Source organism: Solibacillus merdavium, assembly GCF_014836935.1.
GTDB lineage: Bacteria > Bacillota > Bacilli > Bacillales_A > Planococcaceae > Solibacillus > Solibacillus ferritrahens.
Window position 1 is genome coordinate 1 of record NZ_JACSPW010000018.1, and the last position, 22,411, is coordinate 22,411.

Annotated in this window: 22 protein-coding genes and 1 riboswitch; of the genes, 10 read left to right on the forward strand and 12 right to left on the reverse strand. The window is 36.9% G+C overall.

All coding sequences use genetic code 11. The features are described from left to right. The first annotated feature begins 140 nt into the window (after positions 1-140). The 7 genes from H9632_RS15780 to H9632_RS15810 all read left to right on the forward strand — a co-directional run bounded on the left by H9632_RS15780 (position 141) and on the right by H9632_RS15810 (position 6,637). Positions 141-974 (forward strand): MerR family transcriptional regulator, encoded by an 834-nt coding sequence (locus tag H9632_RS15780; RefSeq protein WP_191705032.1) that lies wholly within the window; start codon positions 141-143, stop codon positions 972-974. A gap of 118 nt (positions 975-1,092) precedes the next feature. Continuing rightward, positions 1,093-2,256 (forward strand): MFS transporter, encoded by a 1,164-nt coding sequence (locus H9632_RS15785; protein ID WP_191705033.1) that lies wholly within the window; start codon positions 1,093-1,095, stop codon positions 2,254-2,256. Positions 2,257-2,322: 66 nt separating this feature from the next. Next, positions 2,323-3,519, forward strand: a complete 1,197-nt coding sequence (locus H9632_RS15790; protein WP_191705034.1) for an ornithine--oxo-acid transaminase — start codon at positions 2,323-2,325, stop codon at positions 3,517-3,519. A 67-nt stretch (positions 3,520-3,586) separates the two neighbouring features. Next, on the forward strand, positions 3,587-4,144 hold the full coding sequence (locus tag H9632_RS15795; RefSeq protein ID WP_191705035.1) for a DUF1273 domain-containing protein: 558 nt from the start codon (positions 3,587-3,589) through the stop codon (positions 4,142-4,144). A gap of 110 nt (positions 4,145-4,254) precedes the next feature. Continuing rightward, positions 4,255-4,566 (forward strand): hypothetical protein, encoded by a 312-nt coding sequence (locus tag H9632_RS15800; protein ID WP_191705036.1) that lies wholly within the window; start codon positions 4,255-4,257, stop codon positions 4,564-4,566. Positions 4,567-4,933: 367 nt separating this feature from the next. Continuing rightward, positions 4,934-6,325, forward strand: a complete 1,392-nt coding sequence (gene fumC / locus H9632_RS15805; protein WP_191705037.1) for a class II fumarate hydratase — start codon at positions 4,934-4,936, stop codon at positions 6,323-6,325. Positions 6,326-6,412: 87 nt separating this feature from the next. Then, positions 6,413-6,637, forward strand: a complete 225-nt coding sequence (locus H9632_RS15810) for a hypothetical protein (protein ID WP_191705038.1) — start codon at positions 6,413-6,415, stop codon at positions 6,635-6,637. A gap of 55 nt (positions 6,638-6,692) precedes the next feature. Here H9632_RS15810 and H9632_RS15815 read toward each other — a convergent pair whose 3' ends face one another. The 9 genes from H9632_RS15815 to H9632_RS15855 form a co-directional block, all read right to left on the reverse strand. After that, positions 6,693-7,448, reverse strand: coding sequence for a prepilin peptidase (locus H9632_RS15815; RefSeq protein WP_191705039.1), 756 nt, complete (start codon positions 7,446-7,448; stop codon positions 6,693-6,695). A 33-nt stretch (positions 7,449-7,481) separates the two neighbouring features. Further along, on the reverse strand, positions 7,482-8,222 hold the full coding sequence (locus tag H9632_RS15820) for a potassium transporter (RefSeq protein WP_191705040.1): 741 nt from the start codon (positions 8,220-8,222) through the stop codon (positions 7,482-7,484). Continuing rightward, positions 8,222-8,812 carry a PilN domain-containing protein gene (locus tag H9632_RS15825; protein ID WP_191705041.1) on the reverse strand — a complete coding sequence of 197 codons (591 nt, stop codon included), beginning with the start codon at positions 8,810-8,812 and terminating at the stop codon, positions 8,222-8,224. Before H9632_RS15825 ends, H9632_RS15820 begins: the two co-directional genes overlap by 1 nt. Continuing rightward, positions 8,809-9,786, reverse strand: coding sequence for a type IV pilus biogenesis protein PilM (gene pilM, locus H9632_RS15830; RefSeq protein ID WP_191705042.1), 978 nt, complete (start codon positions 9,784-9,786; stop codon positions 8,809-8,811). The genes H9632_RS15825 and pilM overlap by 4 nt, the downstream gene beginning before the upstream one ends. Before the next feature lie 131 nt (positions 9,787-9,917). After that, complete coding sequence (locus tag H9632_RS15835; RefSeq protein WP_191705043.1) at positions 9,918-10,385, reverse strand: prepilin-type N-terminal cleavage/methylation domain-containing protein; 468 nt, start codon at positions 10,383-10,385, stop codon at positions 9,918-9,920. Between the two features lie 105 nt (positions 10,386-10,490). Further along, positions 10,491-11,699, reverse strand: coding sequence for a type II secretion system F family protein (locus tag H9632_RS15840; protein WP_191705044.1), 1,209 nt, complete (start codon positions 11,697-11,699; stop codon positions 10,491-10,493). Then, entirely contained in the window at positions 11,696-12,739 is a 1,044-nt protein-coding gene (locus H9632_RS15845) for a type IV pilus twitching motility protein PilT (RefSeq protein WP_191705045.1), read from the reverse strand. The genes H9632_RS15840 and H9632_RS15845 overlap by 4 nt, the downstream gene beginning before the upstream one ends. A gap of 13 nt (positions 12,740-12,752) precedes the next feature. Further along, positions 12,753-14,417 (reverse strand): GspE/PulE family protein, encoded by a 1,665-nt coding sequence (locus tag H9632_RS15850; RefSeq protein ID WP_191705046.1) that lies wholly within the window; start codon positions 14,415-14,417, stop codon positions 12,753-12,755. A gap of 17 nt (positions 14,418-14,434) precedes the next feature. Further along, entirely contained in the window at positions 14,435-15,793 is a 1,359-nt protein-coding gene (locus tag H9632_RS15855) for a VanW family protein (protein WP_191705047.1), read from the reverse strand. A 381-nt stretch (positions 15,794-16,174) separates the two neighbouring features. Here H9632_RS15855 and H9632_RS15860 point away from each other — a divergent pair, with 381 nt between their 5' ends. From H9632_RS15860 to H9632_RS15870, 3 genes are read left to right on the forward strand one after another with little or no spacing between them, the layout of a single operon-like run. Further along, positions 16,175-16,588: a type IV pilus modification PilV family protein gene (locus tag H9632_RS15860; protein ID WP_191705048.1), complete on the forward strand. Its 414-nt coding sequence runs from the start codon at positions 16,175-16,177 to the stop codon at positions 16,586-16,588. Then, the gene (locus H9632_RS15865) at positions 16,581-17,102 is read left to right on the forward strand and encodes a PilW family protein (RefSeq protein ID WP_191705049.1); all 522 of its coding nucleotides are present in this window, start codon (positions 16,581-16,583) and stop codon (positions 17,100-17,102) included. Before H9632_RS15860 ends, H9632_RS15865 begins: the two co-directional genes overlap by 8 nt. Continuing rightward, complete coding sequence (locus tag H9632_RS15870) at positions 17,095-19,023, forward strand: hypothetical protein (RefSeq protein ID WP_191705050.1); 1,929 nt, start codon at positions 17,095-17,097, stop codon at positions 19,021-19,023. The genes H9632_RS15865 and H9632_RS15870 overlap by 8 nt, the downstream gene beginning before the upstream one ends. 206 nt (positions 19,024-19,229) lie before the next feature. On the opposite strand, the gene H9632_RS15875 is transcribed toward H9632_RS15870, so the two are convergent. The 3 genes from H9632_RS15875 to H9632_RS15885 form a co-directional block, all read right to left on the reverse strand. Then, positions 19,230-20,519: a nucleobase:cation symporter-2 family protein gene (locus H9632_RS15875; protein WP_191705051.1), complete on the reverse strand. Its 1,290-nt coding sequence runs from the start codon at positions 20,517-20,519 to the stop codon at positions 19,230-19,232. Between the two features lie 74 nt (positions 20,520-20,593). Further along, positions 20,594-21,166: a xanthine phosphoribosyltransferase gene (locus tag H9632_RS15880; protein WP_191705052.1), complete on the reverse strand. Its 573-nt coding sequence runs from the start codon at positions 21,164-21,166 to the stop codon at positions 20,594-20,596. Between the two features lie 133 nt (positions 21,167-21,299). Continuing rightward, positions 21,300-21,401, reverse strand: a riboswitch (purine riboswitch). Between the two features lie 122 nt (positions 21,402-21,523). Continuing rightward, complete coding sequence (locus tag H9632_RS15885) at positions 21,524-22,219, reverse strand: RNA 2'-phosphotransferase (protein ID WP_191705053.1); 696 nt, start codon at positions 22,217-22,219, stop codon at positions 21,524-21,526. Between the last annotated feature and the right edge of the window lie 192 nt (positions 22,220-22,411).

A 22,411-nucleotide genomic window follows, 5' to 3' on the forward strand; every position in this document is an offset into this window, starting at 1 on the left:
TTGATACTCAAGCATCATACAGGAGGGCTTTTTTGTTTTCAAGTCCCCGAAAATCCTTCTAACAGGAATGCTCCCTACTAATTTACCCAACCCAACATTAATGCTACGATACCGTTAATAACGTATTTCGGAGGCTTATTATGGAAGAAAAACTTTACTCAATTGGAGAAGTATCGAAATTGGCAAATATATCAATACAAACACTCCGTTACTATGATCAAATCGGTTTATTCAAACCTTCACATGTCGATCCTAAAACAAATTACCGGTACTACAAAGACGCACAACTATACTATTTGGACATTATTAAATCACTGAAATATATTGGAGTTTCTTTAGAAGAAATTAAAGCGGCACAAGCATTTACCCCTGCAGAGTTATTATCCTTTTTACAGCAGCAGGAACACGTAATTGAAAAACAGATTAATCGTATGTATGAAATTAAGCAATCCTTATATAAAACAAAAAAACAGATGGAGGAGCAGCTTGCGATTGATATGCTTGATACGGTTTATTTTAAAAATGAAGAAACAAACCGTATTTTATCGATCCATACAAACGAGCTAACACCATACTATATACCGAACACATACTACAGTTTACTAATCAAAACACTGGAAGTCGAAAATAGTCTGTTGAGTAACCGATACGGATGTATTTATCCTTATCAGCCATATAATAGCTTAGATGAGCTACATTATAGTCATATATTTACTCCGCTTATTACAGACCGGTATATTACACACTTAACCGCTGATATGGAAGTTAAAACAATTCCTGCAGGTCGTTATGTATGTATTGCTTTTATTTTCGAACAGGATACGTACCTCGTTCATTACCAAAAGTTATATCACTATATAGAAGAAAACGCATTAAATGTCGTACCCATCGTTTATGAAATTTTTATGCCCATTAATTACTCCCCTAATAAAGCAGACGAATTTATTGTGGAATTAAAAGTAAAAATTAAGTAATTAGTTTTTCACAATAATTTAAATCCGTTTTATTGACTCTATAGCTACTATAGGGTTTATGTTAAATAGTGCGGATTATATTGCTAGAGTCATTTCAACTAAATAAGGAGCAACAACTATGAGAGAATATAAAGTAACGTTAGGGCTACTGTTATTAAACTTATTCATCGCTTTTTTAGGAATCGGTTTAGTTATTCCAGTACTCCCAACATTAATGAATGAACTGCAAATAAGCGGAACCGTTGTCGGATATTTAACTGCAGCGTTTGCTATTGCACAACTTATTGTTTCACCCCTCGCTGGTAAAGCAGTTGATAAATATGGACGTAAAATTATGATTGTCCTTGGATTGTTTATTTTCGGTATTTCGGAATTTTTATTCGGGTTAGGGAAAACAATCGAAGTATTATTTATTTCCCGTGTATTAGGCGGGATTAGTGCCGCATTTATTATGCCTGCTGTTACAGCCTTTATCGCTGATATTACTACGATGGAAACACGTCCGAAAGCACTTGGATATATGAGTGCAGCGATTAGCACAGGGTTTATTATTGGTCCTGGCATCGGCGGATTTTTAGCAGATTTCGGTACTCGTGTGCCCTTCTACTTTGCGGGAGCGCTCGGTACAACTGCTGCCATTCTATCGATTATTTTACTGCGCGAACCAGAGCGCAATGAAGCAAACACTGAAAATGCACCGAATCAAACATCTGGATTTAAACGTATTTTGGAGCCAATGTACTTAATTGCCTTTATATTAATTTTTGTCGCATCATTTGGACTTGCGGCATTTGAATCGTTCTTCAGCCTATTCGTTGATCATAAATTTGGTTTTACCCCTACAGATATCGCCGTCATCATTACAGGTGGCGCAATTGTTGGAGCTGTGGCACAAGTCGCATTGTTCGACCGTTTAGCACAAAAATGGGGCGAAATTAAACTGATTCGCTATAGCTTAATATTATCGGGAATTTTAGTGTTTTTAATGACCGTTGTCAGCTCGTATTTTGCGATTTTACTCGTTACTTGTATCGTATTTGTCGGATTTGATTTATTCCGCCCTGCGGTAACAAGCTATTTATCAAAAATTGCGGGCAACGAGCAAGGTTTCGTTGGCGGAATGAACTCTATGTTTACGAGTTTAGCGAATATTTTCGGTCCTATTTTAGGCGGCATGCTATTTGATATTGATGTTAACTACCCATATTACTTTGCAACTGTTGTCATCTTCTTTGGTATTCTGTTAACATTAATATGGAAGAAACCTGCATCGTATATGTAGATTTTTCGTCTTATGTAATTGATTTCTCTGTTTAAAAAGTAAAATTTGCTTAAGGAGGATTTCATCATGACAACAAAATCAGAACAACTTATTTCAACTACAGAAAAATTCGGGGCGCATAATTACCATCCGCTGCCTATCGTTATCGAAAAAGCAGAAGGTGCATGGGTAACAGACCCTGAAGGAAATCGCTACCTAGATATGCTTTCGGCGTATTCAGCCTTAAACCAAGGACATCGTCACCCTAAAATTATTCAAGCGTTAAAGGATCAGGCAGATGCGGTAACATTAACTTCCCGTGCATTCCATAGCGCGACTTTAGGAGAATGGTACGAGAAAATGTGCCAACTTACGGGAAAAAATATGGTGCTCCCGATGAACACTGGGGCTGAGGCCGTTGAAACAGCGATTAAAATGGCTCGTCGCTGGGGTTATGAAGTAAAAGATATCCCTGTAAATCAGGCCAAAATTATTGGCTGTAACGGCAATTTCCACGGCCGTACGATGGGTGCTGTATCGTTATCCTCAGAGGAAGAGTATAAACGCGGCTTCGGTCCTATGCTGGAAGGCTTTACTTTAGTTCCATACGGTGATATTGAAGCTTTGAGAGCTACCATTACTCCCGATACAGTAGCATTTATTATAGAGCCGATTCAGGGTGAAGCAGGTATCATCATCCCGACGGAAGGCTTTTTAAAAGCTGCCTATGAATTATGTAAAGCAAATAATGTTCTGTTTATAGCAGATGAAATTCAAACTGGTTTATCACGTACGGGAAAACTTTTTGCTTGTGAATGGGAAGACGTTATTCCAGATGTATATATTTTAGGTAAAGCCCTAGGCGGTGGTGTTTATCCAATTTCTGCAGTTGTTGCGAATGATGATATTCTTGGCGTATTCAATCCTGGCTCGCACGGCTCAACATTCGGTGGAAATCCATTAGCATGTGCAGTTTCCATAGCTGCAATCGATGTTCTGTTGGATGAAAAATTGACGGAGCGTTCACTGGAGCTTGGCAATTACTTTAAAGAGCAACTACAGGCAATTGACAATGCGGTGATAAGGGAAGTACGGGGGCGCGGTCTCTTCATTGGTGTGGAGCTTCATGAATCGGCTCGTCCATATTGCGAAATGCTTGCAGAACGAAAAGTGCTGTGCAAAGAAACACATGACACAGTGATCCGTTTCGCCCCACCTTTAATCATTTCAAAAGAAGATTTAGACTGGGCCATCGAGCAAATTAAAGCTGTATTCAGTGAATAAATAGGTTTTAAGGGCACTGTGAATGCATAGTGCCCCATTTTTATTTTTTTCTAAGGAGCGATTTATAATGAAATCACTTTATATTACCGGGTACCGTCCACATGAGCTTGGCATTTTTAACGACAAGCATCCAGGTGTCCCTATTATTAAAGCTGCATTGGAAAACCAATTACGAACACTTATAGAGGATGGACTGGAATGGGTTGTAATCAGCGGACAGCCAGGTGTTGAAACATGGGCGGCCGAGGTTGTACTGGAACTAAAAAAAGAATATGCCACACTCAAATACTCAATTATAACCCCTTTTTTAGAGCAAGAGAAAAACTGGAATGAGCATAAACAAGCAGCCTATATGCAAATGGTAAATAATGCTGATTTTGTGACTAGCGTGACGAAGCGTCCATATGAAGCACCTTGGCAGTTTATCGAAAAGGATAAATTCATCATTGATAATACCGATGCGACATTGCTCGTTTATGATGAAGAAAACGAAGGCTCCCCTAAATATGTGCTCCGACTCATTCAAAAGTATAAAGAACAGCATGATGAATATGAATTGTTCATGATCAATGCCTACGATTTGCAGATGGTGGCCGAGGAAATGCAGCAAGGTGATGATTGGTAAAGATTCTATTAATTTTCTAAATTGATTAAAGATTCAGATTATAAAACTCTCTTTTGCGGTATAATATATTAAAGGAACTTTTATATCGAATTTCAAGGAGGCGCAACATTATGAATCAATTATCAATGATTAACGAAACAACACCAGTAAATATCCCACACCATACATATAAGCGTGAATGTCGTTATATGAGAGGTATAAATATCCCCCTTGGAGATATAGAAAAGATATTAAGTAAATTAGATTACGATGCACATATTTATTTCGAATTCCATAATCTCGCAAAAGAAATTAAGCAAGGTACTTTATTAAATGGCTATGCCGGACTCGCAAGTGCTATTTCAGACTATTACAAGCGCGAAAGAAATACGGAAATTCCAGAGTTAACGAACGGACAAGATTTTTATGTAAAAATTGTTTAACTACTATAAGGGGCTGACTCCTAAATGTATAACACACATAGCAACGTCTAAAGTATCGAGCCTAATTGATGCTTTAGACGTTGTTTTACATTTATCCGAATTAAATAATTTTTCTAAAAATTAATGAAGCAATCTATTGACAATCTAATTGATAAAGATTATCATTATCATTGTAAGGCAGACAAGTTAGTTAAAGCATATTTTCGATACTGTTCCCCCCAGTTCAGATTCGAAACTCATTAATCACTTTACTCATATTTTGAAAGGATCTTTATCTTTTCTCCTGAAAAAATGGCAAATCCCCTCACACGATTTGCCATTTTTTCATCTAAATTTGGGTATACATATATTAAAGGAGATGATTTAATTGGAATTCCGTATTGAAAAAGACACTTTAGGTGAAATTCGTGTACCGGCAGATAAAATTTGGGGTGCGCAAACACAACGCAGTAAAGAAAATTTCCAAATTGGTACCGAAAGAATGCCCATTGAAGTTATCCGCGCCATGACAATTTTAAAAAAGGCAGCGGCACTCGCAAATAATAAATTAGGCAAGCTGTCTGATGTAAAAACAAAGGCTATTGTCGAAGCTGCAGACGAAATTCTGACAGGCAAATGGGATGATCACTTCCCTCTTGTTGTTTGGCAAACAGGCAGCGGAACACAGACAAACATGAATGTAAACGAAACAATCGCCTATTTAGCAAATAAAAAATTAGCTACCAGTGGTTCTGAAGAAAAAATCCATCCAAATGATGACGTGAATAAGTCACAAAGTTCAAATGATACTTTCCCTACTGCACTACATATTGCAGCAGTCGAAATTGTGGAAGGCTACTTAATGCCGCGCTTAAAATTACTACAGGCAACATTAAAAGAAAAAGCAATCGCATTCAACGATATTATTAAAATCGGCCGTACCCACTTACAGGATGCAACACCATTAACGCTCGGTCAGGAAATCGGCGGCTGGCACCATATGCTTTTAAAATGTGAAAAAATGATTATGGTAAACACACAATTCATGAAGGAACTGGCAATTGGGGGTACTGCAGTTGGTACCGGTATTAATGCTCATCCAGAATTCGGTGCACATACAGCAGCTGAAATCAGCAAGTTAACAGGCATTCATTTTACAACTGCTGAAAACAAATTCCATGCACTGACAAGTCATGATGAAATCGTTACAGCTCACGGTGCGCTAAAAGCATTGGCTGCAGATTTAATGAAAATCGCCAATGATGTTCGCTGGCTGGCAAGTGGTCCACGCTCTGGTATCGGTGAAATTACCATTCCAGAAAACGAACCGGGTTCATCCATTATGCCAGGTAAAGTAAACCCAACTCAAAGTGAAGCGATGACAATGGTCGTGACGCAAGTTGTAGGTAATGATGCAACAATTGCCTTTGCAGCATCACAAGGTAATTTCGAGCTGAATGTATTTAAACCCGTTATCATTTATAACTTCCTGCAATCAGCACGCTTATTGGCAGATTCGATGAAATCATTCAATGACAACTGTGCAATTGGCATTGAGCCGAATATGGAAGTATTGGAAGCGAACTTGAAAAATTCGTTAATGCTTGTCACGGCATTAAATCCGTATATTGGCTATGAAAATGCAGCCAAAATTGCTAAAACAGCTCATAAAGAAGGCTCAACATTAAAGGAAGCAGCGATTGCAACTGGTCTTTTAACTGAAGAAGAATTTGACCGTTATGTCGATCCAAAAACGATGATTTACCCAAATGCTGAATAATTTTTAACTATCCTACACAACCTTCCAACAAGTTTAGTCAATTACTTTCATCAGGTAATAAACTAATGTTGAGGAGGTTGTTTTTTATTGAAAAAAATCGAATTTATAAAGGATGGTTATGAAATCGTCGTAAATATTCTCAGGAATATACAGAACGAAAACACTAAATATGTTGAAGCAGATGCCTATTATAAAGACTTTGGCAAATACCGCATATTAGTTTTAGCAGATTCTGTGGATAAAGCGGTAGAACTAGCAACACATGAGCTACTGACGAATCACCCATTTGAGAAAATTATAATAGATTATTAAGTCATATTTAAAGGGATGCTCTAAAAATCGTATTAGAGCACCCCTTCTTTTTAATTTATAAAAGCAAATTTAAATACAAATCGATGATTTGCTCTCCGTAAAAGTACACGACAATCGAAGCAATTGCAATGGATGGTCCAAATGGAACCGGAGTTTTGCGCCCCTTACGTCGGACTTTTAAAATAACGATTCCAACAATCGTCCCAATAATAGACGCTAAAAATAATGTTAACAACGTATTGTAAGTTCCCAATACAAGACCGATTAATAAAAACAGCTTTATATCTCCGCCACCCATCCCGCCTTTTGAAATGATGGCAATTAATAATAACAGCGAAAACCCTAGCACTGCCCCAACAATGCTATCCCACCAAGGCTCCAGTGGAGAAAGAATTCTTCCGACAATTAATAAGGGCAGGAAAAATAGTAAAATTTTATCCGGAATGAGCATGTATGCAATATCCGAAACATTGATAATAACCAATAGAGAAATAAATAGGAGCGCTACTGCAAGTTCCCATGTAATACCAAGCTGCCATGTTGCAAATGCGAGTAAAAGGCCTGTTACTAGCTCAGTAAATGCATAGATTGGAGATACTTTTACCCCGCATGTCCGACATTTACCTCGTAAAAATACATAGGAAAAAACAGGTATGAGTTCAAAAGCGCGTAAACGGCGATTACACTTTACACAATGGGAAGGTGGTGTAACGATTGATTCCTTTTTCGGAATACGTAAACCTACTACGTTGTAAAAAGAACCTAAAACAAGTCCAAAAATCCCCGCAAAAATTGTATACATTATGTCCATGTTGAACGCTCCTTACTTTTACCTGCTTAATTATTATTCGTAGTAGAATGTTGTAATTTGAATGTTGGCTGTAACGATTTCGGATGCCTCTTCTGTAAATTGGTCTTCTTCACCTGGAAGTTCATAATCAATAAGATCCATTCGCATTACACGGTCTTTCTTTTCTATTTCTTCTATAAACTGCATCAAGCTAACATCATTTGGTGATGCCACATTTATATTGAATGTTATTAACTTTAATGAAGGTGGTAATGTTTCTACTGCTATTGTAGAAACAGGCAATTCCTCCGGTGCATCTGTATCTTCAACTTGTTCCACGGATTCAGTAGCTTCCGTTTCAATGGACTCTGTTTGTTCCACTGGTTCCGTAGCTTGTCCTTCTTCTGTTCTAGAGTTGGCCGTTGGATCCTGTAAGCCTGAGCTCGATACGAGAGCATCATAGTTGTTGAAATCAATACTTTGAATACGAGAGCCTGTTAAGTATTCAATTTCCTCAATTGAAAGAATCAACGCATCGATTTCTCGGTTAGCCGGCACTTTCTTGCGTAGTACAAATTCATTTGCACTTGTTTGAGATAGCTGTGTATGGTGAAATGCGATTGTTTCCTCCAATGTCGAAATTTCCGTTTTCAAACTGCTCATTTCACTATGGATCGCCAGTTCCTCATCCTGTTTTGGTTTGACGACATAGTAATAAACAGCAAATAACAATGCCATCGCTAAAGCAATCACTAATAAAAGTGTCCCATTTTTACTACTTGAGATGGAATTCACTACTCGTCACCTCCAGCAGCTACATGTAATTGATTTACTAATAACATAAGCTCTACACTATACCGTGGTACTTCGCTAAATTGCTGCTCTGCACTTAACTCTTCTCCGGAAGGATTTACATCAAAGTTTTGAATCGTGCCTAGCTGAACATCATTGAAGTACGGGCTTTTTTCAAGATTACTCACATATGTTGAAATTGCATTTAACGTTTCAAAATCAACCGTCACTTGTACACCTGTTTCAGAAAATACATAAGCTCGCAAATATGTATTTAAAGGCAATAAATTTCGTGTTTCCTTAATAACCGGAGAAACTGGGAATGATACTCTTTCCACAAAAGCTACTGATTCTTCTAATGAGCCTTTATTCATCGTTTCAAATGAGGCGACTTCTGCACTCAATTGATCGCGCGTTAAAATTAATGAATCCCGCTCCGGTATTGCACTTGCGATTTCACTTTTCACACTGAAAAATGTCCATGCCATAAGTCCAAGTGTTACCAAAGATAATATGCCAACCAAATAAAATGCGAAATTTAAACTAGCCTCACCCTTTTCAATTTTGGGCATGAGGTTAATATCTGGAATCATTCGTTAACCTCCTTTAGAGCAAGGCCTAACAATGTCGCATGCTTTGCTTTGCAGTTTGGAAAGTGCTCTTCTATAACAGCATCATCCACAATACTTATCGGTGTCGGTAAATTGTCGCGTAACAGTGCCTCTATAAGATGAAGTAATGGATGATCTCCCATCACAATGATTTCATCGACAACTTTTTCCCCTTTGTGGAGCGAGAATTTAAAGAAGTTCATCATACGGTCGATTTCCAACACTTGGTCTGTAGTCGCTCTACGAAAATCATCCAAATCACCCGTATAATGAAACTCAACTTCATCGTTTTCAAGAATATCTTGCTCCCATTTATCCGGGTCTGTATCAACTGTCTGGAAACGTAAAAACTCGACCTCTCCATTTGAAAAAATACAAATAGAAAATTCATTAATGGACCAATCAGTCACTAAATATGTACGATTTGAATCAATAAACTCAATATGCTCTAGCAAACGCAAATTACATAATGCTCGAATATCGGCTATTTGTGGATTTAAATGATTATCTAATAATAGACCAATCATTTTCCCAACTTCATCAGGAGGTGCAGCAAACAACACCGCTTTCCCATCGCCTTCCACTGAATCATGAACATCAATAAGCGGTTCCTGGAACGGCAAATGAATAGAGTTCCCGAGCTCCATCTGCACAAATTCCTTTAGTTTTTTGCCGCTTACATCTGCAGGATGCTCAAAAGTTTTTAATAATACAGACGTATCCGGTACGAGGAAACGGACATTTTGCTTCTTGCCACCCCAGTTCGGGATATTTTCCTTTATTAATTCATATATCGCCATCTCGTCCATAATGGCGCCCTCGTGGACGGCATTTCTAGGTAATGGCGTTTCATAAATAACAGGTTGATCAAGTGTTGGCCCTTTGGAGACAAGTGCACGGATCACGTAGTCATTTAAGAGAATAGATGCATGTGATTTTCTTTTCATTGTAAACATTTAGGGACCCTCCCCTTTATACTTTGCCTCTATTTTTAGGGCAAGCTCATCTTCAAAGCTATTATACTAGCGAAATCATCGCCCAATGGAACACCCAATCGTTGTTGGGTTGGGTGTTCTTTGGGGGGTGATTATGGATTAGTAACAGTATTCCCAACAGTCCAACTGTCCGTAATTGCGCTTCCCTTTTGCTTATCACCATTAATTAATGGGATTGTTGCATTAGTAAAAACAGCCTTTTTAGTACCTGAAAATTCAATTGTTGCACTCACAATTTTATTTCCAGCTGTAGCTTTAGTAATAGTTATTGTAGAGGCATTTTTCTCAAATGATCCTGCATTTTCTAAATAACCCCCAGTTTTTAATGCGGTGATTGTAACATCAGCTTTTTCAGGATTATCAGTAAAATATATTTGTGCTCCACTTAATACATTCACGGCATCGGCCTTCACACCATTATAGCGTGAATTCTCAACGATGTTACCAATCGCTGGAATGGCAATTGCAGCTACAATAGCTAAGATTACGATTACTGCTAAAAGTTCTACTAAAGATAAACCTTTTTCGTTTTTAATACGTTTTTTTAATGTGTTAAACATATTAAACCCTCCTCTTATTTTAGTTTTATATTTGGTATATTTCTGCACTGACGCTTTGTATTGCTTAGATGCCCCCTTGCAAAACGTCCATTTATATTCCGTTTTTTACATTTGTTCATATAAACTGAACATTGGCAAGAATATTGCCGCTACGATAATACCCACCGCTCCAGCCAAGATCACAATCATTAACGGTTCTATCATAGATTTTAATGTATCAACATTGCGGTCAACTTCCTCTTCATAAAAGTCAGCAACTTTCTCAAGCATATAATCAAGTGACCCAGTGGATTCCCCTATTCTCGTCATACTCGTCACCATAGGCGGGAATATCCAGCTTTTTTCAAATGGTTCTGTTAATGTACTTCCTTTTTCAAGGCTAGCTCGAGCATCTAGTACTACTTTTCCTACAACAGGGTTACCGGAAACTTTTTGGGAAATTGTCAATGCCTGTAAAATTGGAACTGCACTGCTAAATAATGACGATAAATTACGCGTTAATCTCGCAATCGCTGTTTTTTGTAAAAGCTGTCCAAATATTGGCATCTTCAGAAGCATATAATGTACAGTGTAATGAAATTGCTCATTGTTCCTGTATAGATATTGGAAAACCACCACACCTATGACAACAGCACCAACTGGCAACCACCAATATTGCCTTAACCATTCCCCTAACGCTACCGTTAATACTGTTAACATAGGAAGTTCTGCATCCATCGATTCAAACGATTCGACAAATGTTGGTACAATAAAAATTAACATGAAAAACACGACTACCACGATTAATACTAATAACATTGCTGGATACGTTAATGTTGATTGCACTTTTTTCATTAATCGAAACGACTTTTCATATGAATTTGCTAACCGTTCTAATGTGTCATCGATATTCCCCGTTGCTTCACCTGATTTCATCATATTGACGAATAGCTCAGGGAACACTTTTGGATGCTTTTGAACTGCATCCGAGAAGGGAATACCTGCTCGTACATCTTCTTCGACCTTCTCCAAAGCTTTCTTCAACGGCTTACTTGTCGCCTGTTTTGCTAAAATATTTGTTGCTTCAACGAGGGATACTCCGGCACGAATTAATGTGGCAAACTGACGGCAATAAATTACAAAATCCTGCGTTTTAATTTTTCCGCTTCCAAGGCTAATATCCATGTGCAATATGCTTTTCGATTCTTCTATTTCACGAGGATTAATCCCCTTTTCCCGAAGCTTCGTAATTGCTGTGGCCTTATTTGCTGCATCAATCGTTCCTTTTTGGGTGACTCCCATCTTTGTTCGCCCTACATATTTAAATACAGTCAACTGTAATCACCTACATTCAAATAAGTACGCACTTCCTCCACCGAAACTTCACCGGAAGAAACCAGTGCCTGTATTGATGTTTCCAATGTGTGCATTCCTAGCGCACGGCTTGTTTGCATGACACTTGGTATTTGATGTATTTTTTCATTTCGTATTAAGTTTGTTACAGCCGGAACACTTACTAAAATTTCAGTTGCTACAACACGTCCTTCTTTATCTTTCCGAATGAACAGTCGCTGTGAAATAATTCCCTGTAATACATTCGCTAATTGGATACGAATTTGCCCTTGCTGATGTGGCGGAAAAACATCGATAATTCGGTCAATTGTCGTCGGTGCACTTGATGTATGAAGTGTTGCAAATACTAGGTGTCCTGTTTCCGCTGCAGTAATTGCTGTAGAAATTGTCTCTAAATCTCGCATCTCACCGACTAGAATAATATCCGGATCTTGGCGAAGTGATGCACGCAATCCATTTGCGAACGAGGCTGTATCGACACCGATTTCCCTTTGATTAACCACTGACTTTTTATGAGAATGCAAATATTCAATCGGATCTTCGAGTGTAATAATATGCTTCGATTTTGTTTCATTAATATAATCAATCATCGCCGCTAATGTAGTAGACTTCCCTGAGCCTGTTGGACCTGTTACTAAAATAAGCCCTTGAGGTTTTTCGGCTAAATCATACACTACTTTTGGCAAATTCAGCGATTCAATTGTAGGGATCTTGCTCGAAATTAAACGTGCTGCAATTACCCCTGCATTTCGTTGATGATACGTATTTACACGGAAACGACATAGGCCTTTTAAGGAATAGTTAAAATCCGTTTCGCCCTTCTCCTCAAATTCCGCCACTTTATAGTCTGGTAGAAGATCTTGTACCATTTCGTTAACCATTTCTTCCGTAACGATAATATCGCCATACTGCTTCAATTGACCGTTTACACGGTAGACGGGAGGAATTCCGATTGTTACATGTAAGTCAGACGCTTTTTCATCATATGCATGCTGCAATAAGTCTTGAATTTTTAGTGTCATCTGCATCCCCTCACTAGTCAATTGTTGCAACTCGCAATACCTCTTCAGTAGTTGTGACGCCATTTATAACTTTTTGCAGACCATCTTGCAACAATGTGTAGTAGCCTGCTTTTTTCATATAGTCCCCAATTTCATTCCCGCTTGCCCGATTCAGAATTAAATCCTTTAGCTCTCGATCAATCGGTAATAGTTCATGAATGGCAAGTCGTCCACGGTAACCGGTATTTCCACAAGCCGAACAGCCTCTACCTTTTCGTACCTTTTCAGCACTGAATCCATTATTTGCGAAGATTTCCTTTTCCCTGCTTGTAGGCTCAACTTCTCCACTACAATCTCGACAAATTTGACGTACAAGTCGCTGGGCTAAAATTCCCACAAGCGAAGACGAAATCAAGAATGGCTCGATGCCCATATCCTGCAGACGCGAAACAGATTCGATTGCACTATTTGTATGCAGTGTACTTAATACAAGATGACCTGTCAGTGAAGCACGAATCGAAATCTGTGCTGTTTCTAAGTCCCGAATTTCCCCAATCATAATAATGTCCGGGTCTTGACGTAAAATCGAACGTAAACCTGCTGCAAATGTTAGCCCAACTTCTTCTTTCACCTGAATTTGATTTATGCCGTTTAGCTGATACTCGACCGGATCTTCCACCGTAATAATATTAACTTCCTCATCATTTAGATTTGAAAGTGCTGCATATAATGTAGAAGATTTGCCTGAACCAGTTGGGCCTGTTATTAGTACAATTCCGTTTGGTTTTTCAATCATCTTTTTGAACAAGACTTCATTTTTTTCAGTAAAACCTAGGTGTGCAATATCTGTTGCGGCATTGTTTACATCCAAAATACGCATAACAATTTTTTCACCGTATACAGTCGGCAATGTAGAAAGTCGAATATCAATGCTTTTAAACTCGATATTAACTTTAATTCGGCCATCTTGTGGGATTCGATTTTCTGTAATATTAAGTCCACCTATAATTTTCACACGAGCGGTCATCATATTTTGCATATGTTTTGGCAGAGATCGCTCTGTTTTTAACACACCATCAACACGGTAGCGCACTTTAAATTCAGTTTCCTGAGGATCAAAGTGAATATCAGAAGCACGTTGGGCTACCCCATTGGCAATAATCTGATTGACTAGACGGACAATCGGCGAATCTTCATCAGTAATCTCCTGCTGGACTTCTGTTGTATTTGCTGCCATTTCGGACAATGCTGCGTCCATCGAAGCCTGCAAATCATAGTATTTTGTAATTGTTCTGTATAAATCATCTTTTGCTGCAATACTAGTTTCGATTTGACAACCTGTCGCCATCCGGACTTCTTCTATCGCAAAATAATCCATTGGGTCTGACATCGCGATTAATAGCTTATTTCTATCGCGACGTACCGGCATAATATTGGCACGCTTCGCCAATTCTCTTGGGACAAGCTGTAATAGTTCTGGGTCGATCGCATATTTATTTAATGTGATATGAGGAATACCTAACTGGAACTCCAATACCTCAATCAGCTGCTGTTCGGTGAGCACGTTTTCTTTTATTAAAAAATCGCCCAGCTTTTCATCACGGCTTTTATTTTGTAGCGCATAATTCAACTGCTGATCATTAATTACTCCAGCTTCTACCAATAAGTCCCCTAAACGTTTTCTCGCATTTGCCTTCATGTTGTTATCCTCCTATTCTACGGAGTTATTAAATTTCCACCTTTATCGTAATAGCTGCCTGGTGGAAGATTATCCTTTGACCCTTCTTCAATTCGTGATTCACTACTTAATTCATTTGAATTTGTGTTTTGCTGATTATTAATTGGTGGGTTTCCTCCACTTCCATCTTCATCTGGGAAGCCGTCACCATCTAAATCGATTGAATCATCTGTTGCGTTGTTCACATCAACTACTGAATCTTGTATTACCGGTTGCTGAGACGATTTAACAATGACACGGTTTACCGGTGGATAATAATCACGGCTCACAAGTTGCTGCTCTCCATACACTGTTCGATAAACCGAAATACGTAATCCCTCTACACCATCTTGCAATTGTTCTGTTTGTCCAATTGCCAAGTCCTCCGAGTAGCGTGTAATTGTACGTGGTTGAATTTCTTCATCGTTTGATACCGATACAGAAATCTCTATTTCCTTTGCAGGTGTATATACTTCTGTTTGCAGCTTTCCATCATTCATCGAAAGCTTTAATACAACCGGATTAGTGGATGTATTAATAAATTTTAAATCCTCGTTCGTTAAAACATCTACCTTTGCCTCTAACCCAGGCTTTAAATAGGAAGGGCGTTCATTTTGCGAATGACGTTCCAAAATTTCAGCATTAATATTAAGTGCAGCGTTATAAATATTTGATGCGATAAAATTAATTGCCTCACGGTTTGCAAGATTAATTGTTTCTCCTAAGTTCTCCAACATTGAAAATGGCATTTGCGGTTCGATTACAATGTCCTGCAATTCAAGGACAAGCTCATTCATACCCATCGCACCTTCAGGTATAGTTTCAACCAACAGCGAAATACGATCTATTTCCAGTATCGAAAAATCATTTACAACAGCTTTAACTTCATCCGTTTTTAAATAGGAAGCATTCAACTGTACTTTTTCATAAGTTAAATCTGCGTCCCATGCAGAAATATTACTAATCTCATTTTTAACAATATCACTTGGAAGAATATTCAAAGGAAGATGAACTGCTGCCTCATCTGCCCAAAATGCATACCATGGTTTGCGGTAATTATCTTCAAAGCTATTAACTGTGGCTTCAATATCAAATTGCAAGGTGGGAGAACTGACTTCAATTGAAGTCCCTCCGCCTGTAACAATTAGGTTTTTGGTATACCAGTCATTTACAGCATTCTGTAATCCTGCTTTTAATTCATCGCCCTTTAAATCCCCTACTTCCATTCCACCAATTGTGGAACCCCCTGAATTACCAGTAGGGGTTGCATTGGAACTTGCTATAAAATGTGGTACCCAAATAGCTAGTAACGCTACTATTAACACAAGAAGTGCAATTGACCTAAAGACTATTTTCATATATTCACCCCACTAAATTCCTTTTATATCAAAATCTATTAATTCCAATTATCAGTAAACTATCAACTATACTATCTTTATTTCCTCAAATTAAGGCAATACTAAGCTCAAGTTACTAATTCCCCAACCTATTTCACTTAAAATGAGCAATAGTACTTAAATATATCCAAAAATATTTAAGTTTTACCATAATTAAACTTTATGTTATTATCTATCATAATACACAAACGATTACTTTTTGACTATATATTTTATAAAACCAGAAAAACTTTTTTATCTTTAATTCATTTTACCTAACAAAATCCGATAAAATAAGTTCTTTTTCGCTATTTTTCTACATTTTTCTTTAGATGTGTTTCTAAAACAAGGGGGGACTTTAAAATGAAGGTCTTAAAAAAGGAGGAAGGTTTCACCTTAATAGAAGTAGTTAGTTCTATAGTAATTATCACAATTGTGCTTCTTAGTTTTTCACAACTGTTTATTCAATCGAATAAAACAGCTGCTTATAATAATGAAAAACTTGTTGCGATTAATATGGCAGAAGCAGAGCTTGAACGCCTTAAACTAATGCCCTTCGCAGAATACCTCCCCTCTATAGATTCAACAAAGCTATATAATTTTGAAACAATATCTGACATCGAGAAGAAACTATACTCTGACGGTGATAATTACCGCTTAAACATCAAAGCAACACAAACTTCCGAGGAAAAAAACAGAAAGCTTATTAATATCGTAATAACGGTAAAGTATAGGAATTCAAAAAGCACTGTAGAGGGGTACATTAGATATGAATAATCAAAAAGGATTATCTTTAGTAGAACTTCTGGCGGCGATTGTTATTTTTAGTCTTATAGCGATATTTGCAACTACAATTCTTTTAAGCTCCATAAAAACTTATGCAAAGATTAATTCAGATACAATCCTTCGAGATGAGGCAGATTTAGTAATGGCTAATTTAATTAAAGAAATATATATTTCTAAAGATTCAGAAATTATATTTACTGAAAATACCTCTAATCATAATTATTATATTAAACCTAAAATTCCTCCTATAGTGGGAACATCATCAGAGACAGGTTTTAAGGATAATAATATTGTAATCAAAGGCAAAAAAATAACACTTAATAATAGTACACTTGAAGTTATATGGGATGAAACAAATATTAAGATTATTGAAGGAACAAATAGCGACCGATCTTACCATATTACATTGACACTTAAAAATAAAAACAAAAATGTCAAAAAAACATTCAGATCGGAAGTACGTTCTATAAATGATCTAGAGAGAGAAGATGAAGAGGATGATTAATGTAATCAGGAAAACAATTCGAAACTCAAATGGTTATGCGTTATTGTTAACATTAGGCATACTTATTTTATTCACAGTTCTTGGACTATCTTTAATGACTCTAACAATGAGCGGCACCGCCAAAAACAGTACTCGTGAAGACGATACACAGGCACTAAATCTAGCAGAAAAAGGGTTAGATTTTATACTTAATGAAATTAATACACATTTAGCGGAATTCACAAAAGAGGGAAAATCCAGAGATGACTTTATAGGCGAGTTAGAAAAATTTAATCAAAATAATTTAAGATATAAATGTACTTTTGACTCAAAAGGTATCCTAATTAAGGGGCTAAAAATTACAACAAGTAACAGTCAAAATGATACATCGTTAGCTTGTATCAAATCCGTTCATGAAGTGAATGATGCAAATGGATTAAATGACTTAAAGAAAAAGTTAGAAATAATCAGCTTCGGCGAAGTAGATGGTAAAAACAAACAATTAATTACTTTTCTTGAAATAGGAGCAGATCACATACCTGAACAACTCAAATATACATTAACTTCCAATGGGAACATTCATTTAAATGGAGCTGTGCAAATCACAGGCGATTTAAGATATAAAGGTAATTTAACTACGTATAACAAAGCACATATTATTAAAGGAAGCCATTATTGGGTTGACAGCTTAAAACCCAGCATCAAGTCCACTAGTTCACGGAGTAATCCAAGAATAGTAGTTAGTAGGAATAGTAATTTTTACCATGTAAAAGACTCAAGTAATGCTAGTTCTCTATACACAGGTATTCATAATTTGAATACCTCTTATTTAACAATGGAAAGCGATATTTCAAAACTTTTTGATACGACTATTTTTGATAAAGTACCAACAGTTGTGACTACTGATTCTAATATTAATACAGTAGATGTGTCTGCTAAAAAAAATACTTACATCTTCACTAGAAATTCAGCTAATGATATTCTAACAAATAAAAATGAATACAGTATACCAAACGGTGTCTATAAAAATAGAAGTTTTTTAGTTCACTATTATAGCACTTGTAACAAATCCTCCTGTAATAAATACGATCCCGAAGATAAGAATAGCACCTTTGAGCTAAATGGAGATTATGAATTTGATCAGTTAGCGACTTCCGCAAGTTTAAAAATAACTAGTCAAAATAAGAGTACAACAAAAGTAAAAATAAAAAATACATTATACGTAGAAGGAGATTTGATAATCGATGGGAATGTTGAACTCTCTGGAAGTATTTTTGTAAATGGCAGATTAAAGATCCATGAATCAAATTTAAAAACAAACGCTTTAATTTATGTGAATAATCCCGACGGATATACTAGAAACGGTTGGGTTTATTATGAACCTGTGGACATTCAATATTCAACTATTAACAGTCTTCCTTACAAAAATGAAAAGAATGAAACTGCAAATGGAACGTTAGTTATTTTTTCTAGAGGAAAAGTAAAGTTATCTAATAACTCTACATCGAGCCTACACGATAAACCTAGCGAAATATATGGCTTTTTCTACTCTGGAAAGGAGCTTGAAATTTATGGTTCAGGTTCTAATATGAAGATTCATGGCGGGGTATATGGAAGTAGAATAACATTACATGCTACTAGAGGTAATACGCAAGAGACCGCCCCTTCTCGTAGTGATGCTACTAGTTACAACAACTATAATGGTTTGTACGTTTTCAAAGAGACAATACAGGATGATATTACCACTAGAAGTTCAAATCAGTTAGTCGGTGATTCTCGTTGTAATTTCCCTACTAAAAGCAACCAAAAGAAATGCTATGATTACCATTCACGATTACAAATTCATTATAACGAAGATGTAATTAACACTTATATTGAATTAAACAGAGAGGAAGAGTTAATTTATAAAGTCGATCCTCCTAAATTTGTAGAGAGAAATTAACTAATAGATTTCTTTCTTGCACCAGGTCATAAACCTTCAACTTATACAGAGCTTCTACGTAACGAAGAAGAAGAATATATTCAATCTCTTAGTGCACATGAAATAGTAGAACGCAAATAAGACTTCTACTTACAATAAAATTCAAAAAAGCACCTATCCAATTTAATATTGTAATAGGTGCTTTATTTTAGAATAATCTCTTTACTCTATTCCATCACATGCATTGGATCTCTTCGCTTCGGCCCAATCATATTAAACAACACATTTAAGAAAATCGCCGTTACAGACCCCGCAACAATCCCATTAGAAGTCAAAATCGACATCCATGATGGAAGGTTTTCGAAGATACCTGGTACAGTTGCAACACCAATCCCTAAACCAACACCAAGTGCTGCGACCATTGCGTTTTCCATTGATTTTTGGATTTCTGGTGCTAGCATTTTAACACCTTGTGTGATCACCATACCGAACATTGCAAGCATTGATGCACCAAGTACAGGTGTTGGGATGATTGTTGTTAATGCCGCAAGTTTTGGCAGGAATCCAAGTGCAACTAGCATACCGCCTGTAATGAAGATTACTTTGCGGTCGCGTACGCCTGACATTTGAATTAATCCTACGTTTTGCGAGAATGTTGTGTACGGGAAGGCGTTGAAAATACCACCGATAATCGATGCTAATCCTTCTGCACGGTACCCTTTAGATAAATCTTTTGAAGTTAAATCTTTTTTAGTAATATCACTTAAAGCATAATAAACACCTGTTGATTCTACTAATGATACCATTGCTACTAATGTCATTGTTAAAATGGCAGAAGCGTTAAATGTCGGTGTTGCTAAGTAAAATGGCTGCATAATGTGTAACCAAGAAGCATCGGCTACTGGTGCGAAATCGACTTTGCCCATAAAAATACCGATAATTGTTCCTGTCACCATTCCTAGTAAAATCGCAATGGCACGAACGAAGCCAACTGTGAATCTATAAATCACTAAAATGATTAGTAACGTAATAAATGCTAAGGCTACGTTTGAACCTGATGCAAAGTCAGCTGCGCCTTGACCACCAGCCATATTATTGATTGCTACCGGTATTAGGCTAATCCCGATAATTGTTACGACAGAACCTGTTACAACAGGAGGGAAAAACGGAATTAATTTACCGAAAAGACCACCGATTAATACGATAATAATACCCGATGCGATAATCGCTCCATAAACATCGCCTAAACTGCCGCCAGAACCGATTGCAATAATCGGACTTACTGCTGTAAATGTACAACCGAGTACAACCGGTAAACCGATTCCGATAACTTTACCCTTCCAAACTTGCAGAAGTGTTGCCACACCGCACATGAAAATATCGATTGCTACTAAATATGTCATTTGTGCCGAACTGAACCCTAATGCCCCACCGATAATTAACGGTACTAAAATCGCTCCTGCATACATTGCCAGCAGATGCTGAATACCAAGCATCGTTGCTTTTGTGTTATTCATAAAAAGTTTTCCTCCAATTATAGATGCACTCTTAATATGTTAATTACATGATTTGAACTGTATTGTTTTAATGCTTAATCGTAGAATTCTACTTTGCCATTTGCCAGCGACTTAATATTTGCCAAAGATTCAATGCGTAATCCTTGTTCACGTAATGCTTTGCCACCCTGTTGGAAGCCTTTTTCTATTACAATTCCCGCACCAATAATTGTAGCGCCTGCTTGATTTACAATATCAATTAAACCTTTTAGCGCTTCACCATTAGCTAAGAAGTCATCAATAATAACAACATTATCATCAGCTGTTATGAACTTCTGCGATACCGAGATTTCGTTTGTCTCGTTTTTTGTAAAAGAATGAACTTTTGATGTATACAAATTATCCGTTAACGTAAGTGATTTGCGTTTACGTGCAAATACAACTGGTGCACCAAGCGTTAAACCCAAAAATGTTGCTGGAGCAATTCCTGATGATTCAATTGTCAGTACTTTCGTTATTATTTGGTCAGAATAACGCTTTGCAAATTCATCGCCAATTTCCTTCATTAAAAACGGGTCGATTTGGTGGTTTAGAAATGAATCTACTTTTAGTACCACGTCTGAAAGAACTTCGCCCTCTTGTTCAATTTTTTCTTTTAAAAGTTTCATATACAATTCCCCCTCTATTTTTGGATAAAAAAAATCGGCAGACCTGCTCCCTACAATGAGTGGAGCAAGACTTCCGAATACAGTTCAAAAGTAATAACAAATGAGGTGCACAAATAAATATTGGACGGGTCATTCGTTAACATGCTTCACTCATAGTCGATTCATTTACGGTAAATCGGTAGAAACTTGCAAGCCTTATCCTTGCGATTATATGAGTAAAGTTATTAAGTTTAATATTGAATGTCCCAATTATAATCATGTAAATCTTATATTGCAATAATCTCACAAAAGTAAAACTATTCTTATTTTTCGGAAATTTGAACAAAAAAGTGATAATACCGAAGTGAATGTTCGGCTTTAGGCTTTTACCAATAAATTCTTGGCTAAATTTTCTTTGAATCGTTCGAAATTTTTCCCCTCAGAGCCAAAATAGCTCATACTACGTGTTACAAAAACGAGGGTCTTCTTTCCATTACCATAACTCACCTCAGCAATTGCACCCATTTCCTCCAGAACTTGCACTTTCATCTCATCTTCATTGAAAATAACAATATTCTCTGCATATAGAGTTTTAAATTGATTGAAGGTAGCTGACCCTTGTAAAATAATGATTTCCGGCTGAAACTCTTCCATTACTTCTTTGAAAATTGTTTGCCCGCGTTCAAAATTAGCGGCATCTTCTTTTTTTGCATTTTTTGCATGATCTGTCAATTCTATTTGATACGTATTTAAAGAAGTATAAATAAGCGATTCGTTATAATGCTTTTTTAGCCATGCCTCAAATTGTAAAGAACCTTTAAATTCACGAGGGGCTCCCTTTATTTCACTCAAATAAAGCTCTTTTAAAAGCTCTCTATTTACTAATGACTCTGCAAAAATCTGTTCACTTCTATCTTCTACTTTAAAAAAGGGTACTGCGTTTGTGCTGATTAGGAAAATTCGTGATTTGTAGGGATTTCCATTTGTTAAAAACGGACGAAACGCTACAATTTTTCCATCTTCGCCCATTAACCATTGATGCATTTTCTTATATAAACCTGTTGAAATAGGCATTCCTAACACTTCCTTATAACTATAGAGATTTTTCATTTCTTCTATAATACCATTCCTTCCTTTTAAAGTATAAAAGTTAGGCTAAAGGGCATTTCATAATCGAGAGCAAAATTATTTTCACCGCTACATTTGCGATAATAGACACTTAAATACATATATTCGCCACCTACATGAACATTTTAGACACTCTGT